Here is a 16373-nt window from a genome sequence, read left to right as displayed (position 1 = left end):
ATTAGGTCTTGAGCTATCTCAAGACCTAAAAACTAAAAAATCATCAAACTACTTACCAGCCACTAACTGATATAAAGCTCCTTTATCGCTTCCTAAAAGTACTGTTAGTAAATATACTTCCCCCGCTTGGTCTTCGCCAAAGCTATAAATATGCCAGTTGCCAGCATCTTGCGAGATTGAAAGTTTTTCTCTGTCCCACTGCTCTTTTTTTGTATCAGTCAATGCCCAAACTGGACCCGTCCAATCGGCAAAAATGTATTTTCCTGTTATGGCAGGAATTTGTTTTCCTCTATACACAAAACCGCCAGTGATACTCAAACCGTCTGAATGTGGATATTCTGAGATAGGATTAATCCAGTTTTTAGTGTCTGGGTCGTTCGGGAATTTTTCGTGTAAACCTTCTCTGATTCTCCAGCCATAATTTCCGCCTTTTGTAATAAGGTTTACTTCTTCATAATTATCTTGACCAACATCTCCTACAAATAATTCCCCCGTTTTTTTATCAAAACTGATTCTCCAAGGATTTCTAAAACCATAAGCATAAATTTCTGGACGAACTTCTGATTTTCCCACAAATGGATTATCCGAAGGAATGCTGTAAGGCAATTGTTTCACATCTACTCTCAGGATTTTTCCTAAGAAATTACTGAGATTTTGGGCATTGCCAGATGCTCCGTGTTTATCATTTTGTCCTCCGCCATCACCAATGGCAATGTACAAAAATCCATCTGGACCAAATTTCAAATCTCCTCCATTATGGTTTGACTGCGGTTCATCAAATTCCAATACTGTTTTCACTGTACTTTCATCAACGGCATTTATATTTTTAGCTGAAACTGTGTATTCTCGCACTACGGTTTTATGGTCTAATCCTCTGGCAGGCACAGCAACGGGCATACTGCAATACACATATAATTTACCATTTTTGGCAAAATCTGGATGAAAAGCCAAACCCAACAAGCCACGTTCTTCGTAGCCTTTTTTCTTGATTACTTCGTCGCTGATGTCTAAAAACAAGCTTGGCAATACTTTGCCTTTTTGAATAATTTTAATTTTTCCTTCTTGCTCGCAAACAAATAATCTTCCAGATTTATCATTGGGTTCAGCAAAAGCCGTTGGATGTGAAAGGGCATCCGTAATCAATTTTTTATCGACCTTTAAAGCCGAAATCGTTTCCTGACTATAACTTGTACAGCTAAGAGTTAAGCTGCAAAAAAGAATATTAATGAGTTTTTTCATGTCTATTTTTTTAATTGTGAATTAGTGAATGAGTGATTTAGTGATTTTTATATTACAGCTATTTATTTACAAATTTCTATTAGCGGGTGAATTAATTCACTTGCTAATAGAAAAGTTCAAACTGCTTAATTTTACAATTCATAATTCACTAATTAATTTTCAATAGATTTATTGTTGAAATCAAACAACAATTTACCTTTTATTGGTGTATAATTCAGCATCATATTTTTCTGGCTTTGTGGACCGTATAAATTTGCTGGATTAAATTTTGCACCAATCGGACTGATGGCATTCAAGAAACCGATGTTTCCAGTCGGGAATGGCGGACTGGTATTATCGTTCGTCGCACCTTTGGGTTTTTGTGGTTGAAGCATTTGCAAAAACATATTTTCGTCTTCTGCATATACCGTAAACGCACTTTCTTTGGTTTCAATCACTACCCATTTCAAATCTGAATGATAACCTTTGAATTCAGGATATTGAAAATCTTCGCCTGTGATAGCATCATTATAATCTTTATGCCAAACACCATATTGCAAACCTTTCATGCGGTTTTTCCATACTCTGTAAGGACCACGTCCCAGCCATTTCATGCCAGTAATCTCTTTTTCTGGATAATTGAAAGTAATTCCCATAAAATCGGCTTCGCCTTTTTGAGAGTATTGATACGACATTTCAACAGCTTGATTTGCCACAAATTTCCACCAAACATTAAAATATCCACCATCGCCACCATAACTAACCGATACTTCATAGCCATTTGTGGTAGCATAATGTTTAAACGATTTTAAAGAAAGATTAACGCCCGCCAAACTTGGTCCATTCGACAATGAAATATCCGATTTTGAATTATTTACTTTGGTTAAATAACCCGTACTTTTATCGAAAATATAAGTAATATTATCAGCTTTAATCGTCAGGAAATTACCTTCTTCGTTGGCTTCAATTTTTATATTAACATTGTTTGAAGTAATAATTTTTGTAGTACTTTCTTCTTTTTCAGGAATCACCCACGACCAAGTAAAAATCTCTTTTCCATTGGGGTCAATCGCTTTTAAATAAAGTGCTTCACTGTCAGTCCAATTATTGGGTAAATTCAATTTTAAATAACCCGTTTCACCAGCAGGAATAGCATTAAAACTTGGTTTACCAGTCTGATTGATAATGGTTGCTAAAGATTTATCATTAGGTTTTGGGAAAGAAACCAATTGCCATTCAAAAGTACATTGATTCAAATCAGTAAAAGAATAATGATTTTCTACAGGCAACTTTCCATCAAAAGTACGTGGCAAGTATTTTTTTGTGATTCTTACTGGCGACCAAATTTCTTTAATAGCATAAAAACTGGCTTCTTTTTCACGATGTGGTCCTAAAATTCCATCAGGAGCATTATTGCCCGAACCATCCAAAATACCATTTTTATCTGTTCTTACTACGGCTTCATCTACAAACGACCATAAAAAACCTCCTGAACAATGTGGATGTTTAAGCATCAAATCCCAGAAATCTTCTAAGCCAGCAGCGTGTCCACCATCATATAAACCGTGCATAAATTCAGTTGGCATCATGATGTCTTTATCGTACAAAACCGCATTCGCCAAATAATTATAAGTAATATAATGCTTAGAATCAAAACCATTGAAGCGTTCCCAAGGATGAAAAACAGGACGTTTTTGTGGGTCATACAATTCAAAATCTTTGTCTAAATCTCTGTTCCAACCGCCTTCGTTACCATTGTCCCAAAATAAAATAGCAGGATGATTTACATCACGAATCACTACTTCTTTCACTAATTTTCTGCCCGGAATGGTATCGTACTTATTTTGCCAGCCCGTTAGTTCGTCCATTACATACAAACCCAAAGAATCACACACATCCAAAAAGTGAATATCAGGCGGATAATGCGACATCCTTACGGCATTCATATTCATTTCTTGCATCAATTTCACATCTTTGATGCTTAATTCTTTACTGGTAGTTCTGCCCGTTTCAGGATTAAAAGAATGACGGTTTGAACCTCGAAGCGTTACTTTTACGCCATTCACATAAATACCATCTCGTTTTCTGACTTCAATACTTCTGAAACCAAAACGTTGGGTACGACTATGAATAATACCTTTTTCATCCTTCAATGAAATCTTCGCTTGATACAAATTAGGTGTTTCGGCATTCCATAATTTTACTTGTTGAAAAGCTTGTTTCAAGACAGTTTTTGTTTCTGAAGGATTAATTTTTGAAGAGAATAAAGTACCGACATTTTGCCCTGACAAAGTTTGTATTTGCACGTCAATACTTTGATTGACATTTGTTTTTGAGGTAAAAACATCTACCGAAAAATTACCATCCGCTTTGGCATCAATTGCCAAACGTTCGATAAAACTTTGCGGCACAACTTCTAAATAAACTGGTCGATAAATTCCACCAAAAGCCCAAAAATCACCGTGACGCTCGGCAACATCAACCGATTTGTTGGCTGAAGCTTTATTTACTTTTACTTCTAATAGATTTTTACCCGTTTTCAACAAAGCCGTAATTTCATATTGAAACTGATAAAATCCTCCTTGATGCACATCTCCAGCCAATTTACCATTGATTTTCACTTCAGTATCCGTCATCGAACCTTCAAAAATGATGAATACTCTTTGGCTTTTCCACGTTTTCGGTACATCGAAAATATGTTTGTATAATCCTTGTTCGTCGGCTTTGGTTTCTTCTTTACGGTTTTCAGTTCCATAACTGTACTTGCCAAAACCTTGTAATTCCCAGTTAGAAGGTACTGCAATTTTTGTCCACTTGCCACTATTCATTCCTTTATTACAAAAGAAATCCCATTGAACGGTGTGGTCTTTGTCAGTTCCTGAAAGATAAATTTTCTGACTTTCTTGAGCGAATCCATTGATTGAGAGTAAAAGCAGAATGGTCCAGAAAACGTAAAACTTTTTGTTTTTTTTCATAATTAATCATTATAAGGTTTAATGTACTTTCTTATAGAAATATTCGGTAAAATATTTCTGCATGAAATTCCAAAAAACAAAGCAATATCCTATGTGTATTTACTTGCTAAAAGGCTTATTTATTCTTGATTCACAATTGTTTGTGGAGAAGTCAATGAATTTGGAGCGTCGGGGAAATGAAAATTTATTTCTGTAGCAAAGCTTTTTAAGATAAACTTTACTACAGAAATATTAATATTACTTCTTGATGAGAACTTCAATGGCTGAAGCTAAATATGCCATTGGAGCATTCCAATTGATGGCAATTTCATTGGTTGAGTACGAACATTCGGCATCTAAATAACATTCATCGGCTACTTTGGTGGTATAGCCTTCGCATTTATCTTGTTGTCCAGCGTTTATTCCACCCGATAAAAAACCTGGTAAAGGTTCGTCAATTCCGTCAGCAATTGCCAAACGATGATGCAAGTGCATCGGAGTTTTTGAACCAAAAGCAGTTAAAAAAGAATAACCGGCTCCGTTTCTTCCTAAAATATAATCAAGGTTTGTTAAAGCTAAATCTAAGTACTTTCTATCTTTTGTGAGTTGATATGCCTGAATCATGACAATACCTTGGTTGGCTGCTACTGCCGTACTTCCCCACACAAAATCTTTTGCTGTTTTGCCCATCACTGTTTGAAATGAACGTTTTTCAATACCGCTCGACAAAGTATCTGCAAAAGCTACTAAGTTACTTTTTAAGGTCGGGAAATCTTCTTTTGCCTTTCCAGTTAATTGATTGTGAAACCTTGCCAAAGAGTAATAACCCAACAAACGAACCTGATTCCATGAAGGCACAGACATTTTTTGAACTGGCAAAAAATCAATATTTTGATAATATTTTTCGTCTTTAGTTGTAATGTATAATTCTGCGGCTGCCCAAATGAATTCATCCGAAAGAGTATTATCGCCATAAGCTCCTGTGGTAATTTTTGGCAAAAACTGTTCGTTCATTTTATTCTGCTCATATTTCACTGCTGGATTTTTACTTGCCCAGTCCCAAGCACGAACAGAAGCCGATAAACAAGAATCCGCCAAGGCTGGAAACTCTTTTGGAAATTTTCTGAAAATACGAGCAGCTTGTGCCATTACTGCGGCAAAATCTAATGTTGCAGCAGTACTTTTCTGAACAACATATCGAGTTTTCTTGGCATGGTTGGGCATCAACATTCTATCAAAATTGGCATTTGTCAATTTATGATAAACACCACCGTCGCTATCTTGCATGGTCAACATCCATTGCAAATTCCACAAAGCTTCTTCCAACACATCAGGAACAGCATTATTACTTTCTGGAATATTCAGATTTTGTTGCTGAAAATAAGCTGGAAAATCTTCATACATTGAAAAAAGTGTACCCATAGTTATTCCAGAATTCACGATATACTTGTTGTAATCGCCCGCATCGTACCAACCTTTTGGCGATGAAATAACTTTTCCTGCGGGTCTTTTATCAGAAACTGCTGAGGGATGAATCAATATTTTAGTATCAGGATGTGCGAATGGTCTTGCCCATTTTCCAGCATACTTTTCAGGAATTTTTGTGGATGCTCTTTGGAAATAAAAAGCTTTCAAGGAAGCTTTGGCGACGTTTTTATGTACTTCATCTTGTATTTCAAAAGGATACGAAATGCCTATTGATGGTACTTCAATCACATATTTTCCTTCTTTTTGCAAGCTTGAAAAGTCTGCAATTTGTGTTCTTTTTTCCGAGAATTCAGATTTACGTTGGTCACTTAATTTTCCAGTTAAAACCGTGTTTTTCAAATCAGCTGTTTTAACCAAAAAGGTTTCAGCATTGGCATTTACAACTACGGCAATTTTAGATGCAGTCGGGTAAAAACCTACTTGATTAAGGCGAATGTTTTCAGCTAGTTTTTGGGCATTTATTGCACAAATAGATGCCGTGTATAAGCAAAAGCTCATACTAAAAATATGTTTAAATTTCATTGAATATTTGTTTATAAATGGTTTGTTGTGACTTTACTTGGCATAAATTTCTATAAATAACTCACGGTGTTTATTTACTTATCAATAAGCTAAAACCTTCTTAACTATCACCGTTTTCTCATTTGATAGTTTTATGAAATATACTCCTGTTTTTAATTTTTGGTTTACTTTAATAATTGTATCGCCATCAGTAATAGCTTGTACATGGATTTGCTTTCCAGCTTCGTCAATAAGTTCTAACTGTTTGAATTTTTCAAAACCTGAATCAATCGTAAATTCATTTGTGGACGGATTAGGGAAAACTTTAACAGAGTTTTCAGGCTCAGTTAAAGTCCCTAAAACAGCGGAATATTGTCCTAATTTGCCAACTAATTGTATCGAAGTAATTGACATAGCTGGGAGTGTCAGTGCAATAGCATTGTTATCAATCGCTACAGCACTTTTACTCAACGCATTTTGAGAGTGAGATACAAATGTTTCGGTATTGGGTAAGGATTTTAATGAAAGTATTGTTGCACTTTTCCCAGTCAGAACGAAATTATCAAAACTTAAAGACGTAGTTTTTGTACTGCTTGAAGAACGATTCACCAAGACAACTGTCATAGAATCTTGGGTTGCGTTAATACTTGGATAAGCAGAAACAAGCGTTTCGTCGGAAGAAGTACTTTTAATAGAAAACGATTGATTGTAGCGACTGAACAAATGTACTGTTTCCCACATACCCACTGGCCAAGACCAAGGCGTGAATATTTCTACTTCATTTTTCATAAACTCGCCTAATGTAGAAGCATACCAAACGGCAATAGCATTAGGGTCGGAGATATTGATACCCGATTCGGTCACTCCTAATTTTACGCCATGATTTGCTCCTAAGTATTTATCTAACCAGTCGTTTACTCTTCCAAAAATATACTCTTTGTTCTGCGAATTATCGTAACCGCCATTTACGGTTTTTACGCCGTTGGCTTCTGGATATACATAATTTCTGTCAAAGAATACTCGATGATATTGTAGTACTTCATCTATTTTATTGCTTCCTGGATAGTAATGAATATCCAAGACATCCAGTAATTTGATACCTGAACTTTTCTGTTCTTCAGCCACTCTTTTGATAAAATATTCTAACCACGGATAGCTTTTTCCATTGACAGTAATGCCATTAGACCAGTTGTACCACTGCCATTCATTGGCGGTAACTGGCCCAACTAATTTGATATTTGGGAATTTTGCACGAGCTTTCTTAGCAACCTCAAAGTACTTTTGCATAAACTCTTCGGCTGAAATTTGAACAGGCATTACGTCGTCGTGCGTACCGTTCCAGATTTCTACTTCATTATCCATGTTCCAGTACTGTATTTGGTTTTTGTCTAATGACAAATCTTTGAACCAATGGTCTAATATCGCCACCGTTGAATCGGCTGACCAGTCTTCTAAATATTGATTAATATTGCCTTCTACTTTTGCTTTTGAACCTGTAGGATTAAGGACACCATTGCCTGCTAAATTCTGATTGACTCCCTCCCACCATTGCGATTTGTTATAATCCCAATCAGGGAAATTGGCTTTGTTTGTTTTAGCTACTTTTCCTAATAATTGAAAAGCCCACATTCCTTGTGCTTTTGGGATATAGGTTTTTAGGGCTTTCGCAGCCACATCCCAATCATTGCCATAAACATTATTGTACCAATCAGGATGCGAGGACAATTTCCTTCGCCAATTATATTTTGTGCAATTATTCCCCCCACTTTCTCTAAAAAAAGTAATCCCAGCATCTTTTAGCATCGTCCAATTAATATTCAATACTTGCCCTGGGTCTGTTGTAAGGGAATTATTTCTACCATATAAATACAGAGAAATAGCTTTTTTGTCGGCAGTAGCATCAACTTTGATAGATACTTGTGCTTGTATTGACAAACTCATAAAAATGTAAATAAATAAAATGTATTTCATAAGATTTATATTTTGAAGCTTAATTATTGATACTGTAAAACCTTCCGCTACTTTTTATCAACCAACATACAAACCGAACCATAAGCTGGTACAATTACTTTGATACCTGTTCCAGTAAGTGCAGAACGTGCTTTTAAAGAAGCATAATCCATTGGCCCACCAGCAGCACCTTTGGGTCCATTTCCATTCACTAATACTTTTCTTGAAAATTCACCATTATCGTTACTTCCTTCCAAACTGTACCAGTAATAACGACTGCCCATCAAAAAGTTTTTAGTTTTTACTTCTACCGTCAGCGGAACACTTGAAGTATTTAATAAAGTAACATTTACCTGACCCGAACTATACGTTGAAGCATAGGTTTTGATGGCTGTTGCACCATTGCCAGTTACGGCTGAAGAAACCAATCTATCACCAATCATTTTCTGGAAATAATACATATAATGAAAAGAAGGACGAGGATTCCAACGTGGGTCGTCGGCACTGCCTCCATCGCTAAACAGTCCGTGGTCGTTTCCGTTTTCCCAGCCATTCAGTAAATCCCAACGAGCTGCCAAACCATATTTATTTTTAATGGCTTCTCCTTGAATGATGACCGCAAAAAGTCCACTTATATTCGATACTTGTTGTTTTAAATCCAAAGCCCACATATTCCATTCTGTAAAGGCAATTGGTTTTACTTCTCCACCATTTTTCGTGATTTCATTAGTAACAAAATTCATCATCACAGCAGGAATACTCAGGGCTGAACTCAGTACCGTAGCCGCATTAGATTTTTGTCCGAAAGGAGTAATATAATTATGAACAATATAAAAATCAGCTTTATTATTGATTTCAGGAATCAGCGTAGCATTCCAAGTTTTAGTCGTGTTATTTTGCCAAGATTCTGTTTCTGATTCTTGCATGACAGCTCCAATCTTAATTTTCGAACCAACTTCTGCGGCCGCTTTCCGCATTGAATCAGCATATACTTTGAAGTGTTGTGCGTATAATTTTCCCGTTAAAAATTCTGGTTGACCGTCTTTGTTTTTACTTACATCAATTCTATAACCAGCTTCCCAATCGGCATAATTTTCATTTCCTATTTCCCAATATTGTGTTCTTCCATTATCATAACGCACCCACTCGGCAGCTAAATGTGCCGCAGTTGCTACAGGATTGGCACTTGTGCCATAACGAGCAAAACCATAATTAATCGTAATAATTCCTTTATTGTTACTCTGTTTCAGCAAATCATAATAATTACTCAAAGAACCTCTCCAGTTATCTTTTGTTTGTCCATAAAAAAAGAAAGCATCAACTGATTTACCATCTTTGTCGATATGTTTATCAGGCACGCCCCAATCCTTCATATATTGTGCTGGTGGTGTTTGGCGGCTACTATTGTTGGGGTCTTGTACGGGCGAAGCATTCCAAAAATAGCCATCACTTCCACTACCCGCTGGCCAACGAATAATGTTAGGTTTAAGGTTAGTAATATCTGTTACAAAACTAGGTTGGTCAACCAAAGTACCCATCCAAGTATTGGCATTATGACCGAATATTTGCTGAGGTATTTTAGCGATAATATCCGAAGCATCAACAGTCACTGTCGTTAATGCTTGAGTTGGAGCAGCGAAATCTGTATAAGCAGGAGCTACGTAATTCTTAGCTTGCCAATCGTCCAAGAAAAAGCCTACAGTATTGGCAACTTTAGGTTCAACAGGCGGAATAATGGTAACTGTTGTAGTGTCTTTAGGAACAGTAATGATATTTTCTTCTACCGTTTTTGAGCAGGAAGAACCCAAAAGAATTGATAGTCCAAAACATAGTATTGGATTAAAGCATTTCATAATTGTATCAGTAAAATTGGATGAATTATCGAAAAGTAAGGGTCTTAAAAAAAATCCTTCTAGTTTTTTAGAAGGATTTTTTTGTTTTTGAAGTGCTAAATTTTATTTAGGAGTTGTTCTTACAATACGCAGGTTATCTACCGCAATTGCAATTTTGTCAATATCACTATTTTGTGGTGTTGTATTATCGAAGAAGAAAACAAATTCAGCTCCTCCATTATTACCATCAGCTCCCAAAATATCGCTGATTGAAGCCGCAGAAGAACCTGTACCATCGGCTGTTCTGAAATCAGTTAACGGAATGGTTGCTGTTACCCAACCTTGAGTAGTATATGCCTTTCCAGCGGTTCTCCAAGGTTCATAGCGAGCAGCGTAGTTTTTGCCATTAGCTTTAATCAAAAATGCTCCAGAAGCCCAAGCTTGCTTCACATTAATTTCAAATTTCAATGAAAAATGTTCTACTCTATTTGTTAAACTATCTTTGCTCATCAAAGGGTTTCTCAAATCTGTTGTTAGCCACATCGCTCTTCCATCTGCATTCCACCAAGCGTTATCTCCTGCTTTGGTTACAGTATTTTTTTCAAAGTAAGCATAAGAACCATGAGCCCCCGGATAGTCTGTAGTGCTGTTTTTTACAAAAATATTCCACATCCAATCTGCCCATTGTTTATCATCAAAATTAGCAAATACGCTTGCTCCTGAATTCAAATTAAAGGGTGCTACTGTTTTTGATTCTCCATATTTTGTTACTACTTCCAATGGCCCTGAAAGCGTTAAATTAGTAGGTACTTTTACTTCTATTTTATCACCTTCTTTCGTTGCTTTAAAGTCTGTTACTTCTATATTTCCCGGAAACACCACTTTTTGAACTAAAAGGAAATTTGCCCCATAAATCGTAACTGTTGTTCCTGGAAGTGCATTTTCGTTATCTATCCAATAAATATTGGGTGGAGGTGGCAATAATAAAAAATCATAAGTTGCTTCGCCATGGCTTGTTACTATTCTAATTTTATTAGAAACCGTTGCCATCGTTGCTTCAGTTGGGGCTTCTTTGGGAAGTCTAATAATTAAATGTGTGTTAGTGTTGTAATTGGTATTGAATGAAGCCTCATAATCGTTAAAATATATTTTGATGATGCCCCCTAAATTTTCACCATTAATCACCAACAGTTTATCATCAGGAATGGTTGATACAAATGTGCTGTCTTTATGCCTTGAAATAGTATCAAGAAGATAGACTTTCTTGATGACTGGCGTTCCTGTAGAGATAGGCTCTAGTTCGGAATCCTGACAAGAAGATAAAATAGCAAGCGAGACGATGAATAGTAATCCCAGCTTACCAAATATATGATTCATTGATTTTTTCATTTTCTATGAGAATTTATCAAAGGAGAGGAATCCTCTCCTTTCAAATTTTACAATTGATACTTGAAACTAAAACTTGTAAGGCACTGGTGGTTTTCTCAAGTTTGGAGCCATCGCCAATTCTGTATCAGGATATGGCAAAAACATCGTTGCATCATTAACTGTGTAAGTACGAGGTACTAAAATTGTAGTCGTAAATTCACGAATTCTACCATTTGCATAAGTACCAGGCTTGATGTCTATTTTATACTCTCCTTTTTGTTGAGCGTTGATAATTGCTTTAGCTTTCGTTGGATTATAGTAGTACAAGCGAACGATATCATACCAAGCATCGCCTTCAACTGCAAATTCGTAGCGACGTTCATGTAAAATTTTATCAATATTGATAGAAGTCACAGAAGGTAAACCTGCTCTGTTTCTTACAGCATTAAAATACTTCAAAGCTTCAGGGTCTGTAGTAGAAGTATTATTTCCTAAAATTGCTTCTGCATAAATAAAATATACATCTGCCAAACGTTGCATATAAGTATTGTTACCAGTAGCTTGAACCTGTCCTTTACCTTCATTATCGTCTGGTGTACCAACAATATATTTTTTGAAGTGAGCAATATTACTGTAAGTACTTGCACTTGGGATTGGCTCTCCCCATCCTCCACCTTTTTTATTCAATTCTGGATAATGGTCGCCCGGAAACATATAAGTAGCTTTTCTACGAATAGAGTCGATTGGATCTAAATTTAAAACATAGTCTGCCGAAGCACCATGTCCGCCACCCCAACCATCTGAGCCTCCTGTAATGGTACTATTTGATGCAAATTGAGATTGAAATGTATTTCCTACTCCCCAAGGGTCACGTAATGGAACCCACTGTAAACCAAATAATTGCTCTGGATTATTGTTATTTTTTGTAAAAAATAAGTCAGCATAATTATCCATCAATTTGTATGGACTATTCATAATTACATCCTTTGCATAATACTTAGCACTATCTAAATACATTTGGTTACGTTGTCCATTGGTTGAATTCAACCCTGAACGTGTTAAGTAAAATCTAGCCAACATTCCTTCGGCAGAGTACTTCGTTAAACGACCCGTCGTAGAAGTAGCAGGAAGATTAGCAATCGCATACTGCATATCACGAATCGCAAATTCCCAAACGCTTTCTACTGTATTTCTTGATAAAGTAGTATCGCCCCCTTGTTTGATATTATCAGTAATAATTGGTACAGGACCCCAGTTTTGTACTAAAAGAGAGTACGCCAAACCACGCATATAACGTGCTTCGCCCAAAGCTGTTTTCTTAGCCGTTGCCGAAACCGCCGGCTTTGCATACGTATTTACATTGCTGATTAATACATTGGACTGAGCGATGATATTATAAAACGACGACCAAGAATCCTTTAAAGCACCATTGGTATTTGAAACAGCAAACGAACAGAATTGAAGCCAGTCGGCCACATAAGGAGTAAAGAAGTTTCCTCCACGACCATCCCCAAAAGCTAATAAAGATTGTCCGTTTGCACCTGCCCAAACTTGGTTATATAAAGCTGCTGTTGAAGTGAGTAATTCAGCATCTGTATTGAAAAATGTTCCAGCCGTTAGATTACTTAATGGCGGTCGTTCTAAGAAATCGTCTTTACAACTACTTGTCAGACCACAAATAGTTAAGAATAAGAATATGTATTTTAAAAAATTATATCTTTTCATTTTCTTGATGTTTAAACTTGATAAAATGTACGTTGATTAAAAGTCTGCCGACAAGCTAAAAGTGTACATTCTTGAAGATGGATAACGACCGTTATCAAAACCTGGAACATTTGAAGCATTTCCTACTTCTGGGTCATATCCTGAATATTTGGTAATTGTAAAAGCATTTTGAACACCAGCCGTTAAGCGTAAACCATTGATTGGCAAGTATTTTTTAAGAATTGCTTTTGGTAAATTGTAAGTCAAAGTAATGTTTTTAGCACGTAAATACGAACCATCTTCGATAAACTTATCAGTTGCACGACCGTTACCATTTGGCGTATTTCCTACTCTTGGCACATTCGTTCCCGGATTCAACAATTGTGCAGTTTCATCATAACTACTTGGTCTTGCGAAATTGATTACTTCTTTATACGCTCCACGAATTAAATTGGTAAAGCCCGAATTATTCAATTTCAATTGGTTGAATATTTGGTTTCCATACGTTCCTTGCATGAAAATAGACAGGTCGAAGTTTTTATAAGAGAAGCTATTATTGATACCGAAAGTATATTTTGGCCAAGGATTTCCTACAACGGTTCTGTCTAAATCATCAATTACATTATCTCCATTTACGTCAACAAATTTTACATCACCCACCCAAACGCCATTTTGACTAATTGGTACATTTGCTGGAACAGCACTATTGATAAGCTCTTGGTAATTTTGGAAAATACCTGCATACTTATAAGCATAAAACTGCCAAAGTGGTTGACCAATATTTGAACGAGAAATTACATCAGTAAACCAAGGTTTACGGCTGGCAAAAGCTCTGTCTGTGTTGAGTTTTAATAATTTGTTTCTATCGAACGAGATATTAAAACCGCTTTTCCATGTTAATGAACCAGGTGATTTACCTTCAATCGGTACAGTATTGATTGAAATACCAAGTCCTTTATTTTCCAAATCACCAAGGTTTACTACTGGCGAACCGATTGCCCCTGTACCCGTTGTACCTGCATAAGCTGGCAATGGTAATTCTGTAATTAGGTTACTTGTTTTTCTTAAATAAGCATCAAAAACTAAGTGTATTCTATTTTTGAATGCGTGTAAATCTAAACCGATGTTGTATGATTTTGTACTTTCCCATTTCAAATCTGGGTTAGCGAAATTGGCTGCCAAAAAGCCTTGACCCGTTTGTGTTGGAATGGCATTCAAAGAAGCATAAATAGGTTTACCGTAATATTGGTTACCAGTAGTTCCCATTTCTACTCTTAGTTTCATTTCATCTATCGAACTTACACTTTTCATGAAACTCTCTCTTGATACTATCCAAGCAGCAGAAACTGAGGGGAAGAATCCCCAACGATTGTTCGGCCCAAAATTTGAAGAAGCATCTCCACGATAAGTAGCTTGAAGAATATATTTATCATCAAAAATATAGCCTAAACGAGTAAAATATGATTCTTGCGAATTGGCATCTCTGCTACTTCCACTGATAGACGTTTTCAAATCACCAGCTGATAATTCTGGAATATTATTACTTGTATAACCTGTTACGCTTCCTGATAAATTTTCAGAAAAACCATACTGAGATTCATGCCCAACTGTAATGTTGACATCATGTTTTTGGAATCTTTTAGTATAGTTCAAACGTTGGTTGGTACTCCAGTAATAATTATTCCCTGCATATCGTCTTGATGAAGTAACTGAATTGGTTGCCCCTTGAGTGATATTATTTACGCCAAATTGATAAGAGGGATTAAAGATTGCTCTGGTATCATTACCATAAGTACCATTAAATTCTGCATGAAATACCAAATCTTTAAAGATATTCAAATCTGCATAAACAGCACCGAATGTACTTATACGTTTGTAAACATTGCTATTGGTATAAGCCAATGCCACGGGGTTGGTCACAAAAACGTAAGAAGGAGTGGTAGGTGTTACGTTTTGCGGCCCACCCCATGAACCATCACCATTTTTTAGCGGTGTTGCTGGTGACTGTTGGATAGCGGTACTAATAATTTGGTCGTCTCCAATGGATAGGTTTTCGTTTGTTCCAGAAAGAGATAGATTTGTTCCAACTTTTAAATAACTACGAAGTTTTGTTTCAAGATTTAATCTTAATGATTTTCTATCAAAGCCTGAATTGGGTGCCAAGCCATCTTGATTCAATAATTCAAAAGAAAGATAATAAGTAGTTCTTTCGTTTCCGCCACTCAATGAAAGTTGTTGTTTTTTCATCGCAGCAGTTTTGAACAAAGCTGTTTGCCAGTTTGTACCTTCCCCTAAAATAGAAGGATCTGAAAACTCCGCTTGACGACCATAACCAACTATATCAGCCCAAGCATTACTATAAATTGCGTATTCTTTCAAGTTCATTACTGGCAATTGATTCGGTAATGTCTGGAAGTTATACATACTCGTAAAGTTAATTCTGGTATCGCCAGCCTTTCCTTTTTTAGTAGTTACTACAATTACACCATTTGAAGCCCTTGAACCATAGATTGATTGTGCTGAAGGACCGGTCAATACGTTCATTGATTCAATATCATCTGGATTTAAACTTGCCAAAATATTTGATTGTCCGTCAGATTCAGTACTGTTTGGCGGCATAATTTGTACACCATCAATCACATACATTGGCTGAGTATTTCCATTAATTGACGACACACCACGAATGTAAACAGAGGCAGCACCTCCTGGTTTTCCAGAGTTACTTGCTACATAAACGTTAGCGGCACGTCCTTGCAAGGCTTGGTCTAGTGAAGTATTGACAGTTCTTTTAATTTCAGATTCACCAATATTAGTTTGCGAGCCTGATAGGTAACGTGTTTTTTGTGAACCATAGCCCACTACAACTACTTCATCCAAAGACGAAATATTCTCTACCAAGGTTACATTGATTTTTAATCTGCCTGCTATTTTCACTTCTTGAGAAGTATAACCTACCGACGTAATAAGTAAAGTTGCATTGCTTCCTGCTTCAATGCTAAATTCGCCTAAAGCATTAGCCGTACTACCAGTAGTAGTTCCTTTTACCAAAATACTTGCTCCGGGAACAGGTTGATTATCCTGACTAGATACAATCTTACCTGTAATTTTCTGTGTTTGAACAGCCGCTTTCTGTGCTGAGATTTCGCTGATTTGAAAAACGAACATCAACAACATAAATGACAATTTTAATAATAGATTTTTGTCCATTTTTGGTGGATCACTGCTTTGGAAAGTTGTTTTCATTGTAAAGGATTTATTGGGTATAATGTATTTGAATCTTATAGCAAAACGGTACACTTAAAAAAGTTGAATTTTATATCGGGATAGTATAAAAAATAATAGTACAAAATTGGGTTTA

General features: G+C 36.3%; 8 protein-coding genes. All 8 read right to left on the bottom strand.

Annotation, left to right across the window (positions count from 1 at the left end):
• Positions 1 to 48: 48 nt before the first annotated feature.
• Positions 49 to 1239: a PQQ-dependent sugar dehydrogenase gene (locus VB776_RS13465; protein WP_323330491.1), complete on the bottom strand. Its 1191-nt coding sequence runs from the start codon at positions 1237 to 1239 to the stop codon at positions 49 to 51.
• 152 nt (positions 1240 to 1391) lie between these two features.
• Positions 1392 to 4193 carry a glycoside hydrolase family 2 protein gene (locus VB776_RS13460; protein WP_323330489.1) on the bottom strand — a complete coding sequence of 934 codons (2802 nt, stop codon included), beginning with the start codon at positions 4191 to 4193 and terminating at the stop codon, positions 1392 to 1394.
• Between the two features lie 237 nt (positions 4194 to 4430).
• Positions 4431 to 6158, bottom strand: coding sequence for a glycoside hydrolase family 9 protein (locus VB776_RS13455; RefSeq protein WP_323330487.1), 1728 nt, complete (start codon positions 6156 to 6158; stop codon positions 4431 to 4433).
• A gap of 105 nt (positions 6159 to 6263) precedes the next feature.
• A complete protein-coding gene (locus tag VB776_RS13450; protein ID WP_323330485.1) occupies positions 6264 to 8132 on the bottom strand; it encodes a glycoside hydrolase family 44 protein in 1869 nt (622 codons plus the stop codon).
• A gap of 47 nt (positions 8133 to 8179) precedes the next feature.
• Positions 8180 to 9964: a hypothetical protein gene (locus VB776_RS13445; protein ID WP_323330483.1), complete on the bottom strand. Its 1785-nt coding sequence runs from the start codon at positions 9962 to 9964 to the stop codon at positions 8180 to 8182.
• Positions 9965 to 10066: 102 nt separating this feature from the next.
• A complete protein-coding gene (locus VB776_RS13440; RefSeq protein WP_323330481.1) occupies positions 10067 to 11320 on the bottom strand; it encodes a glycan-binding surface protein in 1254 nt (417 codons plus the stop codon).
• 78 nt (positions 11321 to 11398) lie between these two features.
• Positions 11399 to 13036 carry a RagB/SusD family nutrient uptake outer membrane protein gene (locus tag VB776_RS13435; protein ID WP_323330479.1) on the bottom strand — a complete coding sequence of 546 codons (1638 nt, stop codon included), beginning with the start codon at positions 13034 to 13036 and terminating at the stop codon, positions 11399 to 11401.
• 36 nt (positions 13037 to 13072) lie between these two features.
• Positions 13073 to 16258, bottom strand: coding sequence for a SusC/RagA family TonB-linked outer membrane protein (locus tag VB776_RS13430; protein ID WP_323330477.1), 3186 nt, complete (start codon positions 16256 to 16258; stop codon positions 13073 to 13075).
• Between the last annotated feature and the right edge of the window lie 115 nt (positions 16259 to 16373).

The organism is Arcicella gelida (assembly GCF_034931025.1).
Classification (GTDB): Bacteria; Bacteroidota; Bacteroidia; order Cytophagales; family Spirosomataceae; genus Arcicella; species Arcicella gelida.
This window is presented reverse-complemented; position numbering and strand designations above follow the sequence as displayed.